Below are 25082 nucleotides of genomic sequence, written 5' to 3'. Positions count from 1 at the left end.
GCGCCGAAGCCACTGACCGCGGCCCTATTTCGCCGTTCCGCGACGGGTGAAGGGTACGATCACGGGCATTTCCTCGCCCGGCAGCGACAGAATGCGGCAGTCGATGCTGAAAACGCGGCTGATCAGTGATTCGGTCAGTACCTCGCCTGTCCGCCCCTGGGCAGCGATCCTGCCGTCTTTGAACAGGACGACATGGTCGGCATAGCGCAGTGCGTGGTTGAGGTCGTGCAGAACGATGACGAAACTGCGTTTTTCCCGGCGGTTCAGCATCCGCAGGAGATCAAGAATTTCCAGCGCATGCGCGATATCGAGGTGATTGGTCGGCTCGTCGAGGAAGATGCGGGGCGCATCCTGCGCAAGCGTCATCGCGATCCACGCCCGTTGCAGCTGTCCGCCGGAAAGCTGGCCGAGACTGCGCGCGCGCAAGGCCGTCATTCCCGTCGTCTCCAGCGCGCCGTCAATGGCCCGGCCGTCTTCGGCAGACGGCGCGGAAAAACGGCTGCGCCGGGCATAGCGGCCAAGCATGACGAGATCTTCGACCGTCATGTCCGGCGGCGCCTCGGGTGATTGGCTGAGCATGGCGATCTCCCGGGCAAGCTCCCGCGACGTCCAGTGGGAAAGCGGGCGCCCGGCCACGCTGACATTGCCGGATTGCGGCATATGGAGCGCCCGCAGGACCTTCAGCGCGGTGGATTTTCCGCTGCCATTCGGCCCGCAGAAGGCGATGATCTCTTCCTCGGGCAAGGTGAGGTCGATGTTGTCGAGCGCGCTGAACCCGTCATAACTGGCTGAGAGCGCCGAAAGGGTTGCGAGCGTATCAGCCATTGCGGACTTGCCTCCGTAAGATGAGTAAGAGGAACAGCGGCGCGCCGATCAGCGCGGTCACGGCGCCTGCCGGAAGCTCCAGCGGGCTGGCGATCGTTCGGGCAAACGTGTCCGCGGCAAGCACCAGGATGCCGCCGATGAGTGCGCTGCCCAGAAGGTAACCCGACCTGAACTGGCCATGGAACAGCCGCGCGGCGTGCGGCGCAATCAGCCCGACGAAGCTGATGGCTCCGACCTGCGAGATCGCAAGGGCGGTCAGCATCACCGAGAGCACCAGAAGCCCGATCCGGTGACGGTTGACCTGCAATCCCGTCGTGATCGCCGTTTGCCGATCAAGGACGATCTGCCGCAACGGCAGGCGCATGAGAATGAGGACCGGAACGCTGAGCGCGAGCCCCGCGGCCACGACGCCGACATCCATCCAGTGCGCGGCGTTGACCGACCCGGTGATCCATTGCAGAGCCTGGCTTGCGCGATAGACCGGACCGACGATCATCATCAGCGTGACGCAGGCCTTGGCGAGCGCGGCAAGGGCAATGCCATAGAGAATGAGACGGACCGGATCGTTGCGGGCCCGGTCGGCCACCGTCAGCAGGCCGACGAGAAACGCGAAGGCAAACGCGCCGGCGACGGCCGCCAGCGGCTGCCAGTGGATCGAAACCGTCAGCACGTTGGCGTCGTCGGAGAAAAACCACAGGAAGGTAACCACGCCGAGTGCGGCGCCATCGGTCACGCCGAGAATGGAGGGGGCGGCCATGGGGTTGCGCAACGCCCGCTGCAGGATCGCGCCGGACAGACCGAGCGCCATGCCGGCGAGCGTGGCCAGCGCAACGCGTGGCAAGCGGAGCGTCCACACGATGATCTCATCGGTCCGGCTGCCATTGCCGAGAAGCGCGGCGGCAACCCTTGAAGGCCCGATGAAGCTCGAGCCGAGCCCGGTCGCGACAACCAGGCCGCCGGCCAGGATCACGAGCAGTGCGGCTATGGGGAGCGGACCGGTCTTCACACGCCGACCCCGCGCAGCCGTTTTGCTCTCAGAAGATGGATCAGGAACGGCACGCCGACAAAGGCCAGCACCGCGCCGATGGGCGCTTCGCCCGGCGCCACGATCAGCCGCGCCAGAATATCGGCAAGGACGGCAATGATCGCGCCGGTCAGCATGGCCAGCAGCGACAGGGCCAGGAAACCCGGGCGGGCCGCCATCAGCCGGCGGGTGATATGCGGCGCGATCAGGCCGAGAAAGGCCACCGGACCGGACATGGCGACGGCGCCGGCGGACAGCAGGGCTGCCAGCGTCAGCGCCGAAAGGCGCGTGCGGGCCACATCGACGCCGATACCGCTGGCGCTCTGATCGTCGAGCTGCAGCGCGTCGATGGAGGTCGAAAGGGCGGCTGCGCCGGTGAAGGCGATCGCCAGCGCGCCGACTCCGATAGAAAGGAGCGGCAGGGGCCGGTCGGCGAAGCCGCCGGAAAGCCAGAACAGCAGGGTCTCGAGCGCTGTCTCGTCGATGAGCAGGACAAGCTGCGTAAGCGAGGCCAGCATTGCCGTGACCGTGACCCCGACAAGAAGTATTCCCGTCGGCCCTGCGGCTGGTCCGAGCGCGCCCGAAAGCCCGAATACCAGGGCTGCCGCCGCAAGCGCCCCGCCAATTGCCAGAAGCCCGATTCCGGCGATCGAAACGGCGCCCAGAAGCACGAGGCCAAAGGCAACCGCGAAAGCGGCTCCCGCATTGACGCCAAGAAGGCCGGGCTCGGCCAGGGGATTACGCGTAACGGCCTGCATGAAAAGACCTGAGAGCGAGAGCGCGGCGCCGGTCAGGACCGCGTTGAGCGTGCGCGGAAGCCGCAATGTCCGGACTATGATTTCGGAAGAACTTTCCGCGCCGCCAAAAAGCGCCTGCCATACCGTTGCCGGCCCATAGACGTGGACGCCGAGATGCAGGCTGGCAATCACGGCGATCAGCAATGTCAGCAGGAGCAGCAGCAAGGTGCGTATCACGACGTTCCATCCTTCCGGGGACGATTTGACATTGCGGAGTGCGACGGTCAACTTTAAAACAAAATATGAAAGTAATAGTCAACTTGAGGAATCCGATGCCGTCCTTGACCAAACTCGCCGCGCTTGCGGCTTTCGCGATAGGGCTCTGCTCTACGCCTCTTTCCGCGCGCGATGTGAAGGATGCGATGGGGACCGTGACCGTGCCCGACGATCCGCAGCGTGTGGTGGTTCTCACAAACGAGGGCACCGAAGCCGCGCTTGCCCTTGGCGTTCGGCCCGTCGGCGCCGTCAACTCCTGGCGCGGCGATCCGTGGTGGAATCATATCGATGACCAGATGGGCGCGGCTGTTCCCGTCGGTACGGAAAGCGCGGTGAACCTTGAGATGATCGCGGCACTCGAGCCGGACCTCATCCTTGCCAATCGCCAGCGCCAGGAGGAGGTCTATCCGCAGCTCAGCGCCATCGCGCCGACGGTGATGTCCGGGGAATTGCGCGGTGACTGGAAGGTGAATTTCAGGCTCTATGCCGATGCGCTGGGACTTGCGGACAAGGGCGCCGCGGAAATCGCTGCTTATGACGAGGCGGCCGCCGATCTCAGGGACAGGCTTGGTGATGCCGTTGACGAGAAGGTATCGGTCATACGCTTCCTGCCCGGCCAGATCCGCATCTATCAGCTCGACAGTTTTTCCGGCGTGCTGCTGAAGGATATCGGTTTTGACCGGCCCGAGAACCAGAATGTCGATGCCTTCGCCATCCGCACCGGAAAGGAAAGCATTCCCGACATGGATGGCGACCGCATCTTCTATTTCACCTGGGAGACCGGAAACGGCGAGGGCGAGGCGATGGAGAAGGACGTGCTCGGCGATCCGCTCTGGCAGTCGCTTTCGGCCGTCCGGGCAGGCAGGGCTCACGCCGTTTCGGATGCAGTCTGGAACACTGCGGGCGGCATCATCGCCGCGCGGCTGATGCTTGCGGATATCGCCCGCATCTACGGCGTGCAATAGAGGGCGCGCCCGCGCGCCTGTTCAAAACCCCCATCGCATCTGCGGCGCGACCGGCCGCGCCCTGCCAGACGCGACGGAGACTACTCCTCGCCGCGCTCGGCCTGTCGCTCGACGATCGCGAGGGAGGAGCGGGCCTCCTGAAGCAGCGGCTCCAGGTCCTCGCCGCGCTCGCTGGCCTTCGTGCGGCTTTCCAGTTCCGTGATGATGTCCTCGAGGCGCTGTCTGCGATCCTCCACGGGATCGCCTCCGAAGGTCTGTGCAGAGATCTGGCGCGTGGTGATTTCCTCGGCGACGCTTTCGACGTCGCCTTCGCCGCCGACAGGGGAATCAAGAGGGTCGGCCTTACCGTCTTTTGGGCCGCCTTTTGGGTCGTCTTTTGGCTGGTCGGTCATTTGTTTGCTCCTTTCAGAGGTTTCAAACGTTTGCCCGACAACTTTGTTCGGCAGATTGTCGCAGAGCGTTCAGCTCCGGCGTTTCATCGCCGGAGTTTTCCGCCGGGCGGCCCTCGGGGCGGGCGCGGCGCGGCGTGCGAAGCGGCAAATTGATTTTACAAACGGCCGGACAACGGCTAGTGTTTCGAAAATATGGGACAAAGACGGTATTCTCAGTAGTTTCAAGAGCAATGGTTTCTGGCGGCAGGCCTCGCGTTTTCATACTAAATCCTTTTCGGGAAACACGCCTTTAATCCTGATCGCATTCTTCGGCTATTCCCTGTATCCAGCATGGGGAACCGGATTCGGGTTGAGCGTTCAATATTGGAAATCAATGGTAAAATGAAAAAAGCACTTATTACGGGCATAACGGGACAAGACGGTTCATATCTCACCGAATTTCTGCTTGAAAAAGGCTATGAGGTACACGGCATCAAGCGCCGCGCATCGCTTTTCAACACGCAGCGCGTCGATCACCTTTACGAGGATCCGCATTTCGACCATGCGCGCATGCGGCTGCATTACGGCGATCTTTCGGACACCTCGAACCTGACCAGGCTCGTTCGCGACATCGAGCCCGACGAGATCTACAATCTCGGCGCCCAGTCGCATGTCGCCGTTTCGTTCGAGGCGCCGGAATACACCGCCGACGTGGACGGAACCGGCGCGCTGCGGCTGCTTGAGGCCGTTCGCTTCCTCGGGCTGGAAAAGAAGACGCGCTTCTACCAGGCCTCGACCTCGGAGCTTTACGGGCTGGTGCAGGAAATACCGCAGCGCGAGACGACGCCGTTTCATCCCCGCAGCCCCTATGCGGTCGCCAAGCTCTATGCCTACTGGATCACGGTGAACTATCGCGAAGCCTATGGCATGTATGCCTGCAACGGCATTCTGTTCAACCATGAAAGCCCGCGCCGCGGCGAGACCTTCGTCACGCGCAAGATCACCCGCGGCCTGTCGAACATCGCGCTCGGCCTGGAGCCCTGCCTTTACATGGGCAATATCGACAGCCTGCGCGACTGGGGACACGCCAAGGACTATGTCCGCATGCAGTGGATGATGCTGCAGCAGGATGCGCCGGAAGACTTCGTCATCGCCACCGGGGTTCAGTATTCGGTCAGGGAGTTCATCACCTGGGCGGCCTCGGACCTCGGGATCAGCCTTGAATTCTCCGGCGAGGGCGTCGACGAGATCGGCACGGTCTCCCATGTCGAGGGCGACCTCGCGCCGAATGTGAAGGTCGGCGATGTGATCGTCAGGATCGATCCGCGCTATTTCCGCCCCGCCGAGGTGGACACGCTGCTCGGCGATCCGACCAAGGCGAAGGAAAAGCTCGGCTGGGTGCCGGAGATCACGGCCCGCGAGATGTGCCGCGAGATGGTCGCCTCCGATCACAAGGCCGCCCGGCGCTACGCGCTCCTGAAGGCGCACGGGCTGGATCTGCCCGTCAGTCTGGAGGGTTGAGGATGAGCTACGACCTTTCGGGAAAGCGGGTCTGGGTTGCCGGACATCGCGGCATGGTGGGCGGCGCCTTGGTGCGCCGTCTTGAAGGCGAGGGATGCGAGATCGTTACCGCGGGACGCGACGTGGTCGATCTGGTGGACCAGAAGGCGGTGCACGCCTTCATGGCGGAGGCGAAGCTTGATGTGGTCGTGGTCGCCGCCGCCAAGGTCGGCGGGATTCTGGCCAATGACACGCATCCGGTCGATTTCCTCTACGACAATCTGATGATCGAGAGCAACATCATCCACGCGGCCCATGAATCGGACGTGGAGCGGCTGCTGTTCCTCGGCTCGTCCTGCATCTATCCGAAGATGGCCCCGCAGCCAATTCCGGAAGACGCCCTGCTGACCGGACCACTGGAGCCGACGAACGAGTGGTATGCGATCGCCAAGATCGCCGGCATCAAGCTGTGCCAGGCCTATCGCAAGCAATATGGCCGCGACTGGATTTCGGCGATGCCGACGAACCTCTACGGGCCGGGCGACAATTACGACCTGCAGTCCTCCCACGTGCTGCCGGCGCTGATCCGCAAGTTCCACGAAGCGAAGCAGGCGGGCGCCGCGGAGGTGGTCGTGTGGGGCACGGGCACGCCGCTGCGCGAATTCCTCCACTGCGACGACCTCGCCGACGCGCTGGTGTTCCTGCTGAAGGAGTATTCCGGCTACGACCACGTCAATGTCGGCTCGGGCGTGGAGGTGACGATCCGCGAACTCGCCGAGACGATCGCCGCGGTCGTCGGCTACGAAGCCCGGCTCACCTTCGACAGCACGAAGCCCGACGGCACGCCGCGCAAGCTCATGGACAGCAGCCGGCTGCACGCCATGGGCTGGAACCGCGCCCGCTCGCTGAAGGACGGCGTTGCGGACGCGTATGAGGCTTTTCTGTCCGGTGAGCAGAGATGATTAAGAGATATGTCGCCGCGTTGATCTGGATTGCTCTGGCGATTGTTTCCCGCTTCCCTTCGCAGCAATTTCGGAAGTTTCTATATTCGAAGCTGTTTGGGATGAAGCTTGGCAAGTCATGCGCGATATACGGCGGAGCCGAAATCCGCAAACCCTGGTGGGTCGCTATCGGGGCGGGCTCTTCAATTGGCCACCGCGTTACGTTGGATGGCCGTGGCGGACTCGAGATCGGCAAGAACGTCAATATCTCGAGTGAAGTTATGCTCTGGACGGCACAGCATGACTACAATGATCCCCATTTCAAGACGTACTATAAGAAAATCACAATAGAAGATTGGGTTTGGCTAGGTCCACGTGTGATTGTTCTGCCGGGCGTGACGGTGGCTAAGGGGTGCGTCATTGCCGGAGGAGCTGTCGTCACAAAAGATACAGAGCCATTCGGTCTCTATGGCGGCATACCGGCGAAGAGAATTGGCGAAAGGTCGCAAGACGTAGTTTTTGATTATTCACCTGGAAATAAATATACCCCTTTTGTTTAATTAATAACTGGAGTTTAGATTTTGTCTGATTTTAAAGGGCGGACGAAGAAATTTCTTCAACGTGCCTTGATGGGCACAAGACCATCTTTTGTTATCGCAAGTTTCGGGCGTTCAGGTAGCACGCTTATTTATGACGGAGTGATAGATGGCTTAGTCCGCGATATGCCGAGAGTGCTGCGTCCGCTGACTAAACGCCTGGCCGCAAACCAATCGTGGGCACTTTCTGAATCCGAACTTATGCGCGGTTGTGTCTATAAGACACATGATTACCCAGAAGGCCTTAGTTCCACCTCTGACGTAAAGTGCATTTTTTTGTTCGGCTCGCTGGCCGACGCGGCGCTCTCGGTTCATTCAAGTGTTGAGAGGTTCGGGGAGGATTGGACAAAATTGCATTTTAAGCATCTTAAGTCTGACGATTCGCATGAGAGCATTCTTGACTTTGATGTGCTTCGTTTTGAGGACCAAATGCGTCGATGGGGAACGTATAGAGAGCACCCTGTCTTGTGCCTTCGGTATGACAGACTTTGGGAAAACCAAAATGTCATTAGCGACTTTTGCGGTTTTCCAGTCGTTCTGCCCGCAAAACGTGAGCGAGTAGCTAAGTCCTACCGTCCTGATCTTGTTGCGCAGGCGCAATCTACATATGGTCAATTGGACGAGTTCTTTGGGGCGCTCCCGGATAGTTTTATTGCAGGCACGCAGGATCATATTCTGGCGAAGAATTTCGACAGCGACAATGTCTAGTGTTACCGAGCGCTTTGTTCGAGGCAACTTTGTACGCTCAAGCGGCATTATTATCGCCGCCTTCCTCACGACTGCGATCACCAACGTTGTTTTATTAGGTTGGCTCGCTAAGTACGGTGGTTTGGAAGTCGTGGGTACATGGGGCTTCGTGAATGCGTTGCTCCTATACACGCTGATCATCGATTTCGGGTTCACGGACTCTCTTACCCGAAAGACGGCGCTTGACGGAACGGCTGCAGCGATGTCCTGCATCGTCTGGCTGTTCTCCCGATTGCTGCTGCCCGCGATATTGCTCGTCTCGGGAATATTTGCGGTGGCTTTCTTTGTCCCATACGGGTCGCACTTTATCGCCGGCGGCGCGCTTGCCATTGCGTCCGGCTTGTTTCAGTTGGCAAGCAACTGGTTGATCAGCGTGAGGCTGGGCAATCATGAACAGTTCTGGTTCAATGTAAAAACGATCTTACGCGTGCTTACGCAGGCTTTGGCCGTCTTCCTGTTGTACGAGCCGGAAAGCAACAGTCCGGCGTTGATTTTCGGAACAGGGCTGCTTTTGGGAAGCTTGGTGGAAGCGCTTCTCGCTCTTTTGCTGTCTCTGAAATTCGCATCGAGTTGGCGTCGGCGTCGCGAGCATCCGACCGACTTTGCCGCGCTGAAAGGCCTGTCACGGGGTTTCGGTCTCACCAGTGTCCTTCAGCGGGTTCAACAACCTGCCTGGCAGACCGTCGTTATGGTCTTCGGAGGCACTGCGGCGCTCGGCGTTTTTACGATTGCAATGCGAATCCCCATGATCATTAACTCATCGATCAGCGAGGCGCTTCGTGTTCTGCTGCCGGGTTTGAGCCGACTTCAAAAAGACGGTGAGAAAGATTCGCTGTTGCGTTTGATTCGTGATGCTACGCTCTTGCAAATATTGGTTGTCGTTCCGCTGTGCTTTTGTTTCCTGACCTTCAATAGCGATTTTTTCATAATCTGGTTAGGTGAAGCAAACCCGCTGCTGCTCGAAAGCACGCGTATCATCACAATCGGAATTGCGATTCAGAGTATTGGCGTTCCTTATTTCTGGGCTCTCCAGTCCTTCGGTGATGCGCAGAAAATTTCAGTTTCAACGTCCATCAGCCTGGCCGCAATGATTTTGCTGGGAGGGGCCGCCCTGTATCTTTCTGACGGAAATCTTGTATATTTTTCATATGTTTTTCTGGCGACCCGTATATTTAATGTCGGCCTCATGATGCGGTGGTGTCAAACTAGATGGGATGTTGTCTTCTCTAGCCTGAAACTTATCGCGTTTCTTCCGACAGTTGCGTTTCTGGCGTTCGTTGCGGTGGCGGGTTGGCTGTGTCACACTCTGGCTTTAGGGGAAACGCCGCTGATCAGGTTGATAACGGGGGCAGGCACATTCTTGACTGTCTACGCAGCCGGGCTTCTGCTGATGTATCGCAAGAAGCTCTTTCACCGGTCCCTGTCCCGAGTTTGATCTACCGGATCACAAGCACTTCGACCCGCGCGGAACCACAGGCCAATTTCATTTACTCGCTGAGCAAGTCTTCAGAATAATGTCAAAGTCATTTGCTTCAACACTCCCATCAACCAGTGAACGCCGTAAGCGCGTGGCGTGGGGTGAGTATGCGGTTATTTGTTTTCTCATAGTTCTGATCACCCAGCCATATTCGAAGTTTATATTCGGCAACAATTGGATCGAGGTCGGTCGCGGAGAGATCGTCGATACCGACTACCGCACGGTGATGATCTCCAGAATATCAACCATCATTGTTATACTCGGGCTTGTTTTGGTTTCCGCAGCGGCCAGAACGGACACTCGCAGAATATCAAGGGCACTGAAAATTTGGCTTCCTTTTCTTTGTTATATTACATTTACCTTGCTGTGGCGGCATGATTTTCAGACGATTTTTCGCTATGTAAACTTTGTTGCAGTAATTGTTGCCGTCGTTATATATGTAAGTCTTCCAGGTCGTGGAGACCGTTTTCTTCATTCCTATTTTGTTGTTACTATCGGAATGCTCACTTTCAGTCTTTTGTTGATGGTAGTTGGCTCAAAGTTAGTATATTTTTACAATGGTTATGATTTTCAATATACGGCGCTTACGGAACAGAAGGGTCTTCTGGCTTTTTATGCCTCAACAACGACGATTTACTCCTTCATAAAATACACACAGAAGCAGAATAAATATTTTTACCTTTTCTGTCTTGTAGTTTCTTTAATTAATTTGATTCTTTCTACAACTGTTACATATTATTTTGCAACATTGGTGGCGATATTTGCTATTGGCCGGTTCAAGCTTGTTGGTTACGCCTTTCTTTTTCTCGCGGTTACTCTACCTTTCTTTTTCGAAGTTTTTTCTTCTTTTTTTCAATTGATAGGGAAGGACGTTACGCTTACTGGTCGTGTGTATCTCTGGCGATACACGCTGGAACATTCGCAGGGGTTTTGGGCCATATTTGGTCACGGCACGGCTTATGTCAGCGAAACGCCCGGATGGAAGTATATGATGCAGCAGTATTTCCCAACAGGTGCCTTTGCCATTCCGCATTCGCATAACCTCTGGGTTGAGACAATCTATAAGTACGGTATCATTGGTTTTTTTATATTATTGTATATTTTTGTTCGCGCTGCCAGTGCTCGTCGGCCTAAAGGGTACAAAAACGGCGTAATTTTCAAGTCGTTTTTTATTGTTTATATTGTATCCAGCGCCGCTAACGTTTTGTTTTATCAGACTGCAATGCAAGGTATTTTGTTTATGGTTTTGGTTACTCAGTTGTCTCTATTTTCAAGCGAACGATTTCGTAGAGATCTGGAAAGTGTCTAGGCGAGTTGAAGGAAGTGCTATTCGAATAGCCAGAAAACTCTATTTCCTGTCTGCGGTCGCGATTTCGGGTCGTTCCAGAGCCTCGGGCGGCCCTTTGCGTGGATCATTGCGATGAAAACCTTCACCTATTTTGAACCCAAGACCGAGGGGCACAGCGCCATCTGGGCCACTTGGCTGCTCGAGCGGCTGCTGCGCCACGAGGCGGGCATGCCGGTGCGGCTGGCGGCGGGCGCGGCGCTGATCGAGCGTTTGCCGGCGGCCCTCAGGGACGATCCGGCGCTGTCGATCGATCCGCTGCCGGACGGCGAGATGCGCGCCCTGATGGAGGGAAGCCTTGTCGCACGGGGTCTTGCGCAATGGGGCAAGGCGCGGCGGCTGCTTGCCGAGCGACCGGGCGTCTGTTTCATTCCGGCCTTCGACCACGCGCTGCTCGGCGCCTGCGTCGACCGGCGGCCCGTCGACGGCATCATCACCGGCATCATCTTCCGTCCGCCGAACCATTTCGGCCTCACGCCGTCCCTGAAGAGCAGGGTGGATACGGCGCGCCGCCGCGCCATGTATTTCGCCTCCCGGCGCCGCGCCACGCCCTTCCTGTTCACGCTCGACGAGACGGCGGCCCGCGACAGGATGACCGCCGGTCGGCTGCTGTTTTCGCCCGATCCCGCGCCCGACCTCTCGCTGCTGGCGGTGCCTGGCCGCAAGCCCCGCGATGACGGCCGCCGGGGCCTGCTGATCTTCGGTGCGCTCTCCCGCCGCAAGGGCGTGGTGACGCTGCTGCGTTCAATACGCCATATCGCGCCCGAGAGGCAGCGCGGGCTTGCCCTGCGCATGGTCGGACGCATCGCCGGGGAGGACAGGGCGGAGATCGAGGCGGCGCTTTCCGAATGCAGGTCCGCAAACCCCGACATGGCAATCGAGCTGGTGGACCGCTTCGTGACCGACGCGGAACTGGCGCAGGAAGTCGTCAATTGCGATGTGGTGCTTGCCCCCTACCAGAACCATGTGGGCTCGTCCGGGGTGCTGTTCTGGGCCGCTGCCGCCGGAAAGCCGGTGATTGCCCAGGAGACCGGCCTGATGGGATATCAGGCGCGCCTGCACCGGCTCGGCACGACCACCGACACGACCGACCCGCAAGCGCTGGCGCGGGCGATCGAGGGCGAGCCGGCGATTTCGCGCGAGGATGCCGGCGCCTTCGTCGCCGAACATACGGCGGATAATTTCGCGCGGTCCATTTTTGACCGGCTTCTGGCTTGAATTCTGCCTGCGGAGGGCATAACCCCGCTGCTGGAACGTCCCGCATGCGCGGCGGACGCGCCGTGACGGCCGTCCGCCCTTCGCGCCGCAAGCGGGGAGGGCGTGTGGCCCCGTATCCCGAGACGCAGGGGACAAGCTTTGAAGATCTGGGTTTTGACGGACGGGAAGATCGGCGACCGGGTGCAGTGCCTGGGCGTCGTCTCGCGCCTCGGCGCGCAAGCCGAGGAGAAGGTGATCGTTCCGGGCAAGCCCTGGGAATGGTGGATGCCGCGCGGGCCGGTCCCGCCGAAGCATCGGCCCGGCCGGCCCGACAGCCCGATTTCGCCGCCCTTTCCCGATGTCGCGATCGCCAGCGGCAGGCGGATGGTGCCCTATCTGAAGGCGGTGAAGAAGGCCTCCGGCGGCAAGACCTTCACCGTCTTCCTCAAGGATCCGCGCATCGGCGCATCGGCGGCGGACCTGATCTGGATGCCGCGCCACGACCGGTTTCGCGCCGACAATGTGCTGGTGACCGACACCGGCCCGCATCCGCTGACTGAGGAAGCGATTGCCGAAGCTGTCGCCGAGCGGCCAGAGGCCTGGGAACGGCTGCCGTCTCCCCGTCTTGGCCTGCTGATCGGCAACCCGGTCTCCGGCACGCGTGACGAGGCCGCCGCGCTGCGGCATTTCATGGCGCAGATCGATCACGCGAAATCGGAAGTCGGCAGCATTATCGTCACCCAGTCGCGCCGCACGCCGGAGACGGTGATGACGGCGCTCCGCGCGCGCCTTGCCGGTTTTCCGCACTGGATCTGGTCGCCGGACGAGGCCAATCCCTACCGGGCGCTGCTCGGCTTCTGCGACATGCTGGCGGTGACGGGGGATTCCCACAACATGGTGAGCGAGGCGCTTTCCACCGGCAGGCCGGTGTTTCCGCTCGCCCCCTACGCGCTCAACCCGAAGCTGGCGGGTTTCCTGAAACGGCTGGAGGAAGCCGGGCAGACGCGCCCCTTCGACGGCCCGCTTCGCCCATACAGTTATGACCGTGTGGACGCGACCGAGGAGATCGCCGCGGCGATCAGGCGCGGCCTTGCGGCGCACGGCCGCAAGGGCTGATCGTCAGGCGGCGTCAGGCCGTGCGGATCGGATCCTCGGGGAAGGCGAGCTGTTCGCGCGCGCGCCATTCCGGCTTCACGTAATTGATGATCAGCGACTTGCGCACGCCCGCGATCGGCCGTTTCTCGAAGCCGTGCCAGGTGTTGTCCGCCGGCACGAAGATCATCGCCAGATTCGGGCCGAAGGGCGAGCGGCCGATATGCTCTTCCTTGGAGGCATAGATGTCGGTCCCGAGAGTCTCGTGGCCGGGTTCGTCGGAAAGATAGACCAGCAGCGTGAACAGCTTGACGCCGATATCGGTATGCGGCTCCAACCAGAATCCGTCCGTGTCCTGGGCATATTCGATCCTGAGGCTTGAGCCTTCGAGGCGCGTGCCGAAGGTCTTCGCGATGAAACCGGACACGTCCGGCGACTGGAAGGCGGCGGCGACGGCGGCGCAGCTGTCATACTTCGCCTTGTTCTCCTGGTCGAAATAGTGCCGGCTCTTGTTGTGGACCTCGCGCGTGCCGGAGACGCCGCCGAGATCCGGCCGCGGAAAATCAAGGGCCTGAAGGTCGGCAAGCAGGGCGCCGGGAAACAGGTCCTTGACCAGCCAGTGCCGATAGGGGGTCGGGTTTGCCTCGGCATTCGCAAACGCCGTTTTCACGTGTTCGCCGACATTGCCGTATTTCGCTTCAGTCATATTGGAAACCATTCTGCGTTTGAACTGGCGCAACCCTACATGCATCGCCGATGCCGCACAACTGCCCGGGCGATCAAGCGCCAGACCGGCTATTTGCCGGGTTTGCCGGTCTTGCTCCTGCGCCGGCCGCGCTGTTTCTGCTCGGCGGGATCCTCATAGGAGCCGGCACCGATCTTGCCGCGCTTGACCGGATTGTCATCGCCGCCGCGCGGCTTTTCGGTGCGCCCTACCGTCATCTCGTCCAGCGTGTTCTTGCGGAAAAGCGGCCGCGCCGTGTCGGTGCCCGGGCCCATGTCATCGAGCGACGGGCGGGCGAAATAAGAGCCGCTGTCGTCGCCCGATGATTTCGGCGCTGCCTCGGCCTGGCGCGATTCGGCTTTCTCCAGCTTGTCGTCCATGCCCTCGAGTTCGGCGGCCTTCAGCCGCTTGATCTCGTCGCGCAGCCGTGCGGCGGTTTCGAAATCGAGATCGGCGGCGGCGTCGCGCATCTGTTTTTCCAGCGCTTCCAGATGGGCCTGCAGATTGTTGCCGACAAGATGTCCGTCCTTGGCAAAGCCCTTGCCGCCCTTGGCGCCGATATCGGCGCGGACATGGTCCTTCTCGTAGACCGAATCGAGAATGTCGGAGATTCGCGCCTTGACCGATTCCGGCGTGATGCCGTGCTCTTGGTTGTAGACGAGCTGCTTCTCGCGGCGGCGGCTGGTCTCGTCCATGGCGCGCTGCATCGAGCCGGTCACCTGATCGGCATAGAGGATCACCCGGCCATCGACATTGCGGGCCGCGCGGCCGATCGTCTGGATCAGCGAGGTCTCCGAACGCAGGAACCCCTCCTTGTCGGCATCGAGGATGGCGACGAAGCCGCATTCGGGAATGTCGAGACCCTCGCGCAGAAGGTTGATGCCGACCAGCACGTCGAAGGCGCCGAGCCGGAGGTCACGAATGATCTCGATTCGCTCCAGCGTGTCGATGTCGGAATGCATGTAGCGCACGCGGATGCCCTGTTCATGCAGATATTCGGTGAGGTCCTCGGCCATGCGCTTGGTCAGCACCGTCACCAGCGTGCGGTAGCCCCTGGCGGCAACGTCGCGGATCTCGCTCAACACGTCGTCGACCTGCGTCTTCGCCGGACGCACCTCGACCGGCGGATCGATCAGCCCGGTCGGACGGATCACCTGCTCGGCGAAAACGCCGCCGGACTGTTCCATCTCCCAGCCGCCGGGCGTGGCCGAAACGGCGATCGTATCGGGGCGCATCGCGTCCCATTCCTCAAAGCGCAGCGGCCGGTTGTCCATGCAGGAGGGCAGGCGGAAGCCGTATTCGGCGAGCGTCGCCTTGCGCCGGAAGTCGCCGCGATACATGCCGCCGATCTGCGGAATGGTGACGTGGCTCTCGTCGATGAAGATCAGCGCGTTGTCCGGGATGTATTCGAAGAGGGTCGGCGGGGGCTCGCCCGGTCTGCGTCCGGTCAGATAGCGCGAATAGTTCTCGATCCCGGGACAGGAGCCTGTCGCCTCCATCATCTCGATATCGAAACGGGTGCGCTGTTCAAGCCGTTGCGCTTCCAGAAGGCGTCCAGCCTTTTCAAGCTCCTGCAGGCGTCCCTTCAACTCCTCCTTGATCGCCTTGATGGCCGCGTTCAGCGTCGGGCGCGGCGTGACATAGTGCGAATTGGCGTAGATTTTCACCGATTGCAGGTCGCCTGTCTTCTGCCCCGTCAGAGGATCGAATTCGGTGATCTGGTCGATCTCGTCGCCGAACATGGAGATGCGCCAGGCGGCATCCTCAAGGTGGGCGGGGAAGATCTCGATCGTATCGCCGCGCACGCGGAATGAACCGCGCTGGAAATCCATGTCGCGGCGCTTGTATTGCTGGGCCACCAGATCGGCGAGCAGTTGTCGCTGGTCGAGCGTGTCGCCGACGGACATCTGGAAGGTCATCGCGGTATAGGTCTCGACCGAGCCGATACCGTAGATGCAGGAGACCGAGGCGATGATGATGCAGTCGTCACGCTCGAGAATGGCGCGGGTCGCGGCGTGGCGCATCCGGTCGATCTGTTCGTTGATCGAGGATTCCTTCTCGATATAGGTGTCCGAGCGCGGCACATAGGCTTCCGGCTGGTAGTAGTCGTAATAGGAGACGAAATACTCGACCGCATTGTCCGGGAAGAAGTTCTTGAACTCGGAATAGAGCTGAGCAGCAAGCGTCTTGTTGGGTGCCAGGATGACCGCCGGGCGCTGCGTCTCCTCGATCACCTTGGCCATGGTGAAGGTCTTGCCCGAGCCGGTGACGCCGAGAAGGACCTGGCTGCGCTCACCGTCGTTCAGACCGCCGACGAGGTCGCGGATCGCCGTCGGCTGGTCGCCGGAGGGCTTGTATTCCGTTTCCATGCGGATCGGGATGCCGCCCTCGGACTTCTCCGGACGGTCCGGCCGGTGCGGCGTCCAGATCTTGCCGTCCTTGAACAGCGGATTGCCGCTCTCGATCAGCTTGGAGAGCGCATCGACTGTCGCGGTAACCGCGCCAGGCGCGAGGTTCTTCGCGTCTTCCAGAGAGACGTCGACGCCGGAGACCGGATTGAGGCCGGCGGCCGCGCGCGTTTTCGGGTCGGATGACGCGCCGATCGAGACGCCGCGCGACGTTCGGCCGGCTTTGCTCTGTTCTCCCGCGCTGTCCTTGCGCTCGGAGGCTTTCTTGCGGTGCTTGCCCGCCTTGGAGGCGAGCGATCGCTGCGATTCGACCGCCTCGGACTCGGCTTCGGCCTCGAGTCCGGCGAGCCAGTCCGCCATCGAACCTTCGCCGGCTTTGCCCTCGAAGGACGCCTGCGGCGCTTCCTCGAAGCCGGAGTTCCTGTTTTGTTTGCTGAGTCTGTTTGCCATGAGATGAATATGGAGAGAGTCCTGCAAAAAGAAAAGAGATGGAGGGTTCAATTCAGAACAAAAACAGAACTGAATTTTGCTCGCGCGAAGCGATTTTTCAGGATGCGTTCGCCCGAATCTGACGTACAAGACAAGCGTTTGGGTCGGTCGATCTCACGGGAGTCGCTAAATGCCTTTTTCTTTTTCCCCGGCGGCTTTCTGGCCGGTGGTCATGCTCGTATGTTCCAATGTGTTCATGACCTTCGCGTGGTATGGCCACCTGAAGTTCCGCGGGGCGTCGTTATTGGTCGTTGTCATGATCAGCTGGGGCATTGCCTTTTTCGAATACTGCCTCGCCGTTCCCGCCAACCGCATCGGCGCGGCTGTTTATTCCACCGCCCAGCTCAAGACGATTCAGGAAGTGATCACGCTCACCGTGTTTACCGGTTTTTCCGTGTTCTGGCTCAAGGAGTCCCTGACCTTCAACCATCTGATCGGTTTTGCTCTGATCGCTGCCGGCGCGGCCTTCATATTCCGGGCCTGACCATCTGTGACGCCGCAACGTCCGGGTGAGCCGGTTGTGCTGGCCCGGACGCTTCAGTTCCTGAGCACGACATAGGCGCGGATGAAGCCGTCATAGAGCATGCGGCCGCGCCAGAGGGCAAACGGCCAGACCCACCAGACGAACAGAACCAGAAGCGTCGCGGCGTTGAGCACGAGGATGTCGGCAATGGCGCGCTGGTCGGTTCCCACGGTCTCGAGCATGGCGACGGCCTCGGAAACGGAGGCGGGCTTCGGCGCGTTGGCGGCAATGACGAACTGGAAAAGATTGTTGGCGATCAAGGGCCAGAACTTGAGGTATTCCCGCGTGACGGTCTTGCCCGGCGAGAGCGGCGGCGGGTCCCTGGCGAGCGCGTCCGTGGTTACGCGGAGCGCCATCAGCCGCTTGCCGGGCGTCCAGCCGAGGAAGATCGTCGACAGCGCGAGCGCCAGCGGGAAGGCGAGGAGCTGAAGCGAGGAGACGGCGCGCTCGATCAGCGGCGAGGGAAAGACGGGATCGCCATTCCCGTCAAGCTGGATGGAAACGGAGCGGGTGAAGGTGCCACCGTTCTCGCCGGTGCGGCTCTCGGTAACCATGGCCAGGCGCTTTTGCGGCAGGAAGAAACTGTCGACCGTGCAAGACTGCGCGCTCATGGTCGTGCCGTCGCCTTCCGTGCCCGGCCAGTTCTGCTCGATCTCGGCAAAGACCGGCAGGCTTCTGTCCGCCGGCTGGCAGACGCGGGTGTGGAAGAAGGAACTGGCGACGCCGTCCCTCAGCCCAGGGCTCGCCAATGCCAGCGCGCCGACCGCGAATGTGGCGAGAATGCCGAAGATGAGGAAGTCGACGAGCAGCGCCGCCAGCCGGCGCAGGAACAGACGCGGCGGGCGCTGGGGAGCTGCGGTCTGGTCGGTCATGCTTCACTGTCCGCTTCGCTGATGGATGGCTGCTTCGTTTTCGGCACGGGAGCAGGCCTGCCGCTGTCGTCCATCGCCACCATCACGAACTCGGCGGCCGTCACCTTCTCGCGCCGCGGCCGGTCATGGCGATGAACCCAGGCCTCGACGTTCACCGTCATCGAGGTGCGGCCAATCTTCTTGAACTGCGTATAGACGCAAAGCGTATCGCCGATCTTGACCGGCTTTTCGAAGGTGATCGAGTTGACCGCGACGGTGACCGTGCGCATGCCGGCATGTTCCGAGGCGGCGACGAAGGCGCCGAGGTCCATCTGCGACATCACCCATCCGCCGAAAATGTCTCCCGCCGGGTTGGTATTCGCCGGCATCGCCACGGTTCTGAGCGTCAGATCGCCCTTCGGTCTTTCGTCCACTGATTCTTCTCCTCTGACGGCGCATGCAGCAATCTACCCTCCGGCCGGGCCCGCGCAAGAGCCGGCTAGCCCATCGGCCCGAAAATCGGGTCTGATTTTCGGAAAGCACGATGCGTAGATTCAATAGATTAAAGCGCTCTAATGAGAAGCGCGGCGCGGCAAAGCTTTTGTTTACATATGTCTGTTTTACTCGCTCACAGGTTTCAACCCTGGGCACGATGAACGGTATGGCGTCTTTTTCTCATCTGCGAAACGCGGCTTCCCTGACGGCTGTCTCCCTTCTCCTTGCGGGTTGCTCGATCGGCGGATTGATGACGTCGTTTTCGGTCGATACCAGCCCCAAGGATACCCAGGTGGTCACCCGCAGCCAGGCGGCCAGGGGGCAGGCTGCCGCCGTGGCTTCCGCCACTGCCCCGCGGCCTTCCGCCGCCGCGCTTGCGCAGGATGATCCGCCGCCTGAGAGCATCGAGCAGCTGATCGCCGAGACGGAGACCTCGGCCGGCCTGCCGATCGACAGCTATCTCGGCTTCAACGAAACCGAAGACAGCGCCGACGTCGCCGCGATTGCGGACGCGGAGGCGAAAGCCGCCGAGGCGCAGACGGCGGCGGCCACGGATCCGGGCATCGACCCGATCAACACGGCATCGCTTCTGCCCCATGTTGATCCCGGTGCGGGGACGGACGCAGGGCAGGGGGGCGCGGCCGAGCCGAAACAGAACCGCATACCGGGCCTGATGCCGCTGGCCGAGCGGCAATGCCGCAGCGAACTCAACGCCATGGGCGTCACCTTTTCAGAAGTCGAGGCGATCGCATCGGGCAGCCAGTGCGGCATTGCCTATCCGGTCAAGCTACAGAAACTGCCGGGCAATATCGCGATCTCGCCGGATGTCACCGTCAATTGCGAGACCGCGCTCGCCTTTGCCCAGTGGGTCCAGAACGACGTGGCGCCTGCGGTGCGCGTGCGTTATCTCACCGGCCTGAAATCGATCGAAACAATGGGCGGCTATTCCTGTCGCCGTGTGAACAACGGCACCAATTCGCGCACCATGTCCGAGCATTCGAAGGGCAATGCCATCGATGTCGGCGGCTTCACGCTCAATACCGGCAAGGCGATCGACGTTTCTCCCAAGGGGTTCTTCGCCTTCCGGGAGAAGGGTCTTTTGAAATCCGTCCGCGCCAGCGGCTGCGCGTATTTCAGCACTGTGCTCGGACCAGGCTATCCCAAGCATGATGACCACTTTCACTTTGATTTGAAGCAGCGCTCGTCCGGCAGGACCTACTGCAACTGATCGCCTCGCTGCCGCAGGCGGGCCGGTAACGGTCCGAAGGCCGGGCAGGCGCGTCTTTCCACCGCAATCACCCTGCGTTTCATCGCAAGCTCCAGAGACGTAACGTTTCGCGCAAGAATGCGTAACGTTACGTGCCGTGCCGACAGGCGGCAGCGTGCCCTGCGCACAAGGCGTGATGTTCGAGAATGTTCGATTTCTCGCCCTTAGGTTGCGCCTCATCTTGCTTGGGATTGCTTGCGAGCAGGGCCGTCGGGGAATGCAGACCGGAGCGCGCGGCGGCGCGGAATTTTTTCTTAATGACAAGGCCTGAAGATCGGCATTAAGATCGGATCAGTCTCAGGGAGCTTGAAACGGTTGCGGTACATACAGATATGAACGTCAACGAAGACCGGTGTACGCGGCCCAGAATTTGAAGGACGGACGGAGTTAATAGGAATGATCGCGATGTCGATCCGGATGCAGAACGACCCTTCCAAGAACGGGGGCAATCCGAACCGCGGAACGGCGGTGATCGCGCGCACCAAGCCCAAGACGAAGAAACCCAGCCTCTACCGGGTTCTCCTGTTGAATGATGACTACACACCAATGGAGTTTGTAATCCATATTCTGGAGCGTTTCTTCCAGAAGGATCGCGAGGCGGCGACCCGCATCATGCTGAACGTCCACAATAACGGCGTCGGCGAATGCGGAGTCTTTACCTATGAAGTGGCGGAGACCAAGGTCAGCCAGGTCATGGATTTTGCGCGCCAGCACCAACACCCATTGCAATGTGTCATGGAAAAGAAGTGAGGATCTGATCGTGCCAACATTCTCTCCCAGTCTCGAAAAGGCGCTGCATCAGGCTCTAACCTATGCAAATGACCGGCACCATGAATACGCGACGCTGGAGCACCTGCTCCTGGCGCTGATCGATGATGGAGATGCCGCCGCCGTCATGGGTGCCTGCAATGTCGACCTCGACGCCCTGCGCAAGACGGTCACCGAATATGTCGACACCGAGCTTGCCAATCTGGTGACCGGTTACGACGAGGATTCCAAGCCGACCTCCGGCTTCCAGCGCGTCATCCAGCGCGCGGTGATCCACGTCCAGTCCTCCGGTCGCGAGGAGGTGACAGGTGCCAATGTGCTCGTCGCCATCTTTGCCGAGCGCGAAAGCCATGCGGCCTATTTCCTGCAGCAGCAGGAAATGACGCGTTACGACGCGGTCAACTATATCTCGCACGGGATCGGCAAGCGGCCGGGCTCGTCGGAAATCCGCACGCCGCGCGGCGCCAATTCCGAAAACGAGGATACCGACGGTGCGGCTCAGCAGGCCGATGAAAACGGGCGCAAGCAGCCCGACGCGCTAAAGGCCTATTGCGTCAATCTCAACGAGAAGGCGATGAGCGGCAAGATCGACCCGCTGATCGGTCGCGATGCCGAGGTCAACAGGACCATCCAGGTCCTGTGCCGCCGCTCGAAGAACAATCCGCTCTATGTCGGCGACCCCGGCGTGGGCAAGACGGCGATTGCCGAGGGTCTGGCGAAGCGGATCGTCGAAGGCAAGGTGCCGGAAGCACTCATCGATGCGACGATATTCTCGCTCGACATGGGCACGCTGCTCGCCGGCACGCGCTATCGCGGTGACTTCGAGGAGCGGCTGAAGCAGGTGGTCAAGGAACTCGAAGAGTATGAGGGGGCTGTCCTCTTCATCGACGAGATCCATACGGTGATCGGCGCGGGAGCGACCTCCGGCGGCGCGATGGATGCGTCGAACCTGCTGAAGCCGGCGCTCTCCTCGGGTGCTATCCGCTGCATTGGGTCGACCACCTACAAGGAGTACCGCCAGTTCTTCGAAAAGGACCGCGCGCTGGTGCGTCGGTTCCAGAAGATCGATGTCAACGAGCCCTCCGTGGACGATGCCATCGAGATCATGAAGGGACTGAAACCCTATTTCGAGGAATACCACAATCTGCGCTATACCAACGACGCCATCAAGGCGGCGGTGGAACTGTCGGCGCGCTATATCTCCGATCGCAAGCTGCCGGACAAGGCCATTGACGTGATCGACGAGAGCGGCGCGGCGCAGATGCTGCTTCCGGTCTCGCGCCGGCGCAAGATGATCACCGAGAAGGAGATCGAGGCGACCGTTGCCACCATGGCCCGGATCCCGCCGAAGTCGGTGTCCAAGGACGACGAGCAGGTGCTTGCCAATCTCGAGCAGGAACTGCGCTCGGTGGTCTATGGCCAGGACAAGGCGATCGACGCGCTTGCGACCTCGATCAAGCTTGCCCGCGCGGGTCTGCGCGAACCCAACAAGCCGATCGGCTCCTATATCTTCTCCGGCCCCACGGGCGTCGGCAAGACCGAGGTATCGAAGCAGCTTGCCTCCTCGCTCGGCGTCGAGCTTCTGCGCTTCGACATGTCGGAGTATATGGAGCGGCACACGGTGTCCCGCCTTCTGGGCGCGCCTCCCGGCTATGTCGGCTTCGACCAGGGCGGCCTTCTGACCGATGGCGTCGACCAGCACCCGCATTGCGTCGTGCTTCTGGACGAGATCGAGAAGGCGCATCCGGATATCTACAATATCCTGCTGCAGGTGATGGACCACGGTTCGCTTACCGACCATAACGGCAAGAAGATTGACTTCCGCAACGTGATCCTGATCATGACGACCAATGCGGGCGCTGCCGAAATGTCGAAATCGGCGATCGGGTTCGGTTCGTCGCGGCGCACCGGCGATGACGAAGAGGCGCTGAACCGCATCTTCACGCCGGAATTCCGCAACCGTCTCGATGCGATCATTCCGTTTGCGCCGCTGCCGACGGAGGTTATCCATCAGGTCGTCCAGAAGTTCGTTATGCAGCTCGAATCGCAGCTTTCGGAGCGCAACGTCACCTTCGAACTGGAGGACAAGGCGGTCGAATGGCTGGCCTCGCGCGGTTATGACGAGAAGATGGGCGCCCGCCCGCTCTCGCGCGTCATCCAGGAGCACATCAAGAAGCCGCTCGCCAACGAGATCCTGTTCGGCAAGCTGAAGAAGGGCGGCGTCGTCCGCGTTGACGTGAAGACGGACGAGAACGGCGGGCAAGAACTGACGCTCGATGCCATTCCGGACTCGACGCCGGTCAAGCCGTCCGAACTGAAGTCGGACGGGCCGAAGGGCAAGGCCGGCAAGAAAGGCTCCAAGTCCAGCAAGTCCGCCGCCGACAGCTGAGCGGCGTGCACATGACGAACTGTGGAAGCGCCGGGCCCGTTGCCCGGCGTTTTCTTTTGAAGGTCGCTCTGAAAAGAAGGGGCGCGACGGCGGCCCGCGCGCTTGGAGCGCGAAGGCTGGCCTCGACTTTCGGTTTGGCGCCCGCCGCTGTAGTGGTACAGTTCCGCCCATGATTGAGACACCCGGATTTCAACGCTGGCGGCACAGCGCGCCGAAAGCTGAAACGCACATCGTCTTTCCCGACGGTTGCCGTGATCTGCTGGTCCTTCGCCCGCCTTGCGCGCCTGTTCGGGTTCTCGTGACCGAGATTGATTTCCTGCCGCGCCGGGCCGCCCTCGATTCCGGCGTCGAAATCGAAGGGTTTCGTCTTCGTCCGGGCGCCACGATCTCGCCCATGGCGTTGGAGGCGATTGCCGCGTCGCCCGAATGCGTCGAGACGATCCTCGGAGAGGAATGCCAGTGGCGCGACAGCCTGGACGACGTGATCATGGCGTTGAGCGAGCCGGGCGCCACCGTCCTGTCGGCGTCCAAACGCCTCGGCGTATCGGTGCGCACGCTGCAACGGTCTTTTCTCGGCCGCGCCCTGCCTCCGCCCGATTTCTGGCGACTGCTGGCCCGTGCCAGACGCGCCGTCGGAATGCTGCGGTCGGAGATGCCACTTGCCGAAATCGCCGACGCCTGTGGCTTCAGCGACCAGGCGCATATGACGCGCGACCTGACGCGATGGTTCGGCGTGACGCCGGCGGGGTTGCGCCGGCATCAGCCTATGCTCGCACTGCTCTGTCAGCCGGCGCTTGGCAACTGGACCGGCGAGCAGATTTCAACGAGATAGCCATTCGGATCGCAGACATAGGATGTCGTCTGGCCCCAGGGTTCGTGACGCACCTCCTGCACGGGTCTTGCGCCGGCGGCGAGCGCGCGATCGAAGCCGGATCGGACGTCATCGGTCTCGAAAGCGATTTCGAAAACCGGAGATTCGGGGCGGGGCTTGCCCGGCGCCTTGCCGAGTTCGCGCATCAGCCGGGTGGAGGAAAAGGCGAGCTTCGTCTCGCCGGTGGCGAGCTCGCCATAATCTCCCGATTCATGCAGGAAGCTCCGCTTCATGTCAAAGGCGCGCTCGTAAAAGTCGAGCGTTTCGGCGACATTGTCGACGTAAAGGATCGTGTATCTCAGGATCATGATGGTTCTCCGGTTGGGTGGTTCCGAAGACCATTCTGCGCCGTGCGGCTGCCCCGGTCTTGAAAAATCACGACACAAGCACGTTGGCGTCAGGGGGAGATGGGCAACCACGCGCGCCAGTCAGCCCTGTCAGCCGGTGTGGGCGGGCGCCAACAGGGTGAAAGGCGGAACAGATCTAGAAGTTTTTCGCGATGCCGAGGCCGCCATAGGTCAGCCCGCTGTTGGGGCTTGCGAGTTCCGCATTGGAGGAATGGCGCACGGTGGCCGTGATGCTCCAGCTGTCGTCGAGGTCAACGCCGAAGGCGATATACTCGTGAAACAGAAGGTGGGAGCCGATGCCCGGGCCGCGGCCGCCATATTCATCAAGGCTGCCATTGGAAAGGGCGCCGCCGAAACCGATATCGATGAAGGTTGGGCCGGCAACCGGGAACTTCCAGCTTGCGCCGGCCATGATCTGCGACGATTCGTCCGCCGTCGAGATGCTGGCGCTCAGAAAGAAACGGGGATGCAGGAACTTGTCGAAGCCTTCCCGGCCTTCGCTGTGGAGCGGGTCGAAGAACAGGCTGGGAATGAGAAAGACGCCCTTCTCGAAATCGGAGTTCGAACCGAGCGAGGCGGCGACTTCAAACCGGGCCTCGTCGAAAATGCTCTCTTCGACAACCGGGGACGGGCCTGCGGGAGATCCGGCATCCGCCGCGAAAGCAGATCCCGCGCCCAAGGCCAGACAGGCCATCAGGGCGGAGGGCCTGAGAAACGATACTGAAGTCATGCGTCTTTCCAATCGGCAAGCAATCCCCGATCGCCTGGAAGACCGACCGGATTTCAGACTGCATTACTGACGATTCCATTCTCAACGTCAAGCTTAAGTACGACTGATTGACGGGTCAGGAAGCGAA

General features: G+C 60.7%; 24 protein-coding genes. 14 read left to right on the top strand and 10 right to left on the bottom strand.

Annotated elements, in window-relative coordinates; translation table 11 throughout:
* Positions 1 to 24 precede the first annotated feature (24 nt).
* Genes JET14_RS10040 through JET14_RS10030 form a run of 3 tightly spaced genes read right to left on the bottom strand, consistent with a single transcriptional unit; the run spans position 25 to position 2823 of the window.
* Positions 25 to 825, bottom strand: a complete 801-nt coding sequence (locus tag JET14_RS10040; protein WP_200337889.1) for an ABC transporter ATP-binding protein — start codon at positions 823 to 825, stop codon at positions 25 to 27.
* Positions 818 to 1831, bottom strand: a complete 1014-nt coding sequence (locus tag JET14_RS10035) for a FecCD family ABC transporter permease (protein WP_200337888.1) — start codon at positions 1829 to 1831, stop codon at positions 818 to 820. Before JET14_RS10035 ends, JET14_RS10040 begins: the two co-directional genes overlap by 8 nt.
* Positions 1828 to 2823, bottom strand: a complete 996-nt coding sequence (locus tag JET14_RS10030) for a FecCD family ABC transporter permease (RefSeq protein WP_200337887.1) — start codon at positions 2821 to 2823, stop codon at positions 1828 to 1830. The genes JET14_RS10035 and JET14_RS10030 overlap by 4 nt, the downstream gene beginning before the upstream one ends.
* A 95-nt stretch (positions 2824 to 2918) precedes the next feature.
* On the opposite strand from JET14_RS10030, the gene JET14_RS10025 reads away from it, so the two are divergent.
* Entirely contained in the window at positions 2919 to 3827 is a 909-nt protein-coding gene (locus JET14_RS10025; protein WP_200337886.1) for an ABC transporter substrate-binding protein, read from the top strand.
* 80 nt (positions 3828 to 3907) lie between these two features.
* Here JET14_RS10025 and JET14_RS10020 read toward each other — a convergent pair whose 3' ends face one another.
* On the bottom strand, positions 3908 to 4219 hold the full coding sequence (locus JET14_RS10020; protein ID WP_200337885.1) for a hypothetical protein: 312 nt from the start codon (positions 4217 to 4219) through the stop codon (positions 3908 to 3910).
* Positions 4220 to 4600: 381 nt separating this feature from the next.
* Here JET14_RS10020 and gmd point away from each other — a divergent pair, with 381 nt between their 5' ends.
* The 8 genes from gmd (at position 4601) to JET14_RS09980 (ending at position 13117) form a co-directional block, all read left to right on the top strand.
* Entirely contained in the window at positions 4601 to 5719 is a 1119-nt protein-coding gene (gene gmd, locus JET14_RS10015) for a GDP-mannose 4,6-dehydratase (protein WP_200337884.1), read from the top strand.
* A 2-nt stretch (positions 5720 to 5721) separates the two neighbouring features.
* Positions 5722 to 6660 carry a GDP-L-fucose synthase gene (fcl, locus tag JET14_RS10010; RefSeq protein ID WP_200337883.1) on the top strand — a complete coding sequence of 313 codons (939 nt, stop codon included), beginning with the start codon at positions 5722 to 5724 and terminating at the stop codon, positions 6658 to 6660.
* Positions 6657 to 7199, top strand: a complete 543-nt coding sequence (locus JET14_RS10005; protein ID WP_200337882.1) for an acyltransferase — start codon at positions 6657 to 6659, stop codon at positions 7197 to 7199. Before fcl ends, JET14_RS10005 begins: the two co-directional genes overlap by 4 nt.
* A 21-nt stretch (positions 7200 to 7220) precedes the next feature.
* Positions 7221 to 7943, top strand: coding sequence for a hypothetical protein (locus tag JET14_RS10000; protein ID WP_200337881.1), 723 nt, complete (start codon positions 7221 to 7223; stop codon positions 7941 to 7943).
* Entirely contained in the window at positions 7936 to 9417 is a 1482-nt protein-coding gene (locus JET14_RS09995) for a hypothetical protein (RefSeq protein ID WP_200337880.1), read from the top strand. Before JET14_RS10000 ends, JET14_RS09995 begins: the two co-directional genes overlap by 8 nt.
* A 79-nt stretch (positions 9418 to 9496) precedes the next feature.
* The gene (locus tag JET14_RS09990) at positions 9497 to 10768 is read left to right on the top strand and encodes an O-antigen ligase family protein (protein ID WP_200337879.1); all 1272 of its coding nucleotides are present in this window, start codon (positions 9497 to 9499) and stop codon (positions 10766 to 10768) included.
* 111 nt (positions 10769 to 10879) lie between these two features.
* Positions 10880 to 12022, top strand: coding sequence for a glycosyltransferase (locus JET14_RS09985; RefSeq protein WP_200337878.1), 1143 nt, complete (start codon positions 10880 to 10882; stop codon positions 12020 to 12022).
* A 138-nt stretch (positions 12023 to 12160) separates the two neighbouring features.
* Positions 12161 to 13117, top strand: coding sequence for a mitochondrial fission ELM1 family protein (locus JET14_RS09980; protein WP_200337877.1), 957 nt, complete (start codon positions 12161 to 12163; stop codon positions 13115 to 13117).
* Positions 13118 to 13130: 13 nt separating this feature from the next.
* On the opposite strand, the gene JET14_RS09975 is transcribed toward JET14_RS09980, so the two are convergent.
* Positions 13131 to 13799: a 2OG-Fe(II) oxygenase gene (locus tag JET14_RS09975; protein ID WP_200337876.1), complete on the bottom strand. Its 669-nt coding sequence runs from the start codon at positions 13797 to 13799 to the stop codon at positions 13131 to 13133.
* Between the two features lie 89 nt (positions 13800 to 13888).
* Positions 13889 to 16675, bottom strand: a complete 2787-nt coding sequence (gene uvrB / locus JET14_RS09970) for an excinuclease ABC subunit UvrB (RefSeq protein ID WP_200337875.1) — start codon at positions 16673 to 16675, stop codon at positions 13889 to 13891.
* 169 nt (positions 16676 to 16844) lie between these two features.
* Here uvrB and JET14_RS09965 point away from each other — a divergent pair, with 169 nt between their 5' ends.
* Entirely contained in the window at positions 16845 to 17198 is a 354-nt protein-coding gene (locus JET14_RS09965; protein WP_200337874.1) for a DMT family protein, read from the top strand.
* Positions 17199 to 17251: 53 nt separating this feature from the next.
* Here the strand turns inward: JET14_RS09965 and JET14_RS09960 are convergent, their stop codons facing one another.
* Together JET14_RS09960 and JET14_RS09955 are read right to left on the bottom strand one after the other, a co-directional pair.
* Positions 17252 to 18109, bottom strand: coding sequence for an RDD family protein (locus JET14_RS09960; RefSeq protein ID WP_200337873.1), 858 nt, complete (start codon positions 18107 to 18109; stop codon positions 17252 to 17254).
* On the bottom strand, positions 18106 to 18477 hold the full coding sequence (locus JET14_RS09955; RefSeq protein ID WP_432443083.1) for an acyl-CoA thioesterase: 372 nt from the start codon (positions 18475 to 18477) through the stop codon (positions 18106 to 18108). Before JET14_RS09955 ends, JET14_RS09960 begins: the two co-directional genes overlap by 4 nt.
* Before the next feature lie 356 nt (positions 18478 to 18833).
* On the opposite strand from JET14_RS09955, the gene JET14_RS09950 reads away from it, so the two are divergent.
* From JET14_RS09950 to JET14_RS09935, 4 genes are all read left to right on the top strand, one after another.
* Positions 18834 to 19811: an extensin-like domain-containing protein gene (locus JET14_RS09950; protein ID WP_200337871.1), complete on the top strand. Its 978-nt coding sequence runs from the start codon at positions 18834 to 18836 to the stop codon at positions 19809 to 19811.
* Between the two features lie 435 nt (positions 19812 to 20246).
* Positions 20247 to 20600 (top strand): ATP-dependent Clp protease adapter ClpS, encoded by a 354-nt coding sequence (clpS, locus tag JET14_RS09945; protein WP_024707881.1) that lies wholly within the window; start codon positions 20247 to 20249, stop codon positions 20598 to 20600.
* A 10-nt stretch (positions 20601 to 20610) separates the two neighbouring features.
* The gene (gene clpA / locus JET14_RS09940) at positions 20611 to 23007 is read left to right on the top strand and encodes an ATP-dependent Clp protease ATP-binding subunit ClpA (protein ID WP_200337870.1); all 2397 of its coding nucleotides are present in this window, start codon (positions 20611 to 20613) and stop codon (positions 23005 to 23007) included.
* 298 nt (positions 23008 to 23305) lie between these two features.
* Positions 23306 to 23839: a helix-turn-helix domain-containing protein gene (locus tag JET14_RS09935; RefSeq protein ID WP_200337869.1), complete on the top strand. Its 534-nt coding sequence runs from the start codon at positions 23306 to 23308 to the stop codon at positions 23837 to 23839.
* On the opposite strand, the gene JET14_RS09930 is transcribed toward JET14_RS09935, so the two are convergent.
* Complete coding sequence (locus JET14_RS09930) at positions 23791 to 24186, bottom strand: VOC family protein (protein ID WP_200337868.1); 396 nt, start codon at positions 24184 to 24186, stop codon at positions 23791 to 23793. The genes JET14_RS09935 and JET14_RS09930 overlap by 49 nt on opposite strands.
* Before the next feature lie 175 nt (positions 24187 to 24361).
* Positions 24362 to 24955, bottom strand: coding sequence for an acyloxyacyl hydrolase (locus JET14_RS09925; protein WP_200337867.1), 594 nt, complete (start codon positions 24953 to 24955; stop codon positions 24362 to 24364).
* Positions 24956 to 25082 lie beyond the last annotated feature (127 nt).

Source organism: Martelella lutilitoris, from assembly GCF_016598595.1.
Taxonomy (GTDB): domain Bacteria; phylum Pseudomonadota; class Alphaproteobacteria; order Rhizobiales; family Rhizobiaceae; genus Martelella; species Martelella lutilitoris_A.
Note: the sequence above shows the minus strand (reverse complement) of the source record. Positions and strands in the feature narration are given on the sequence as shown.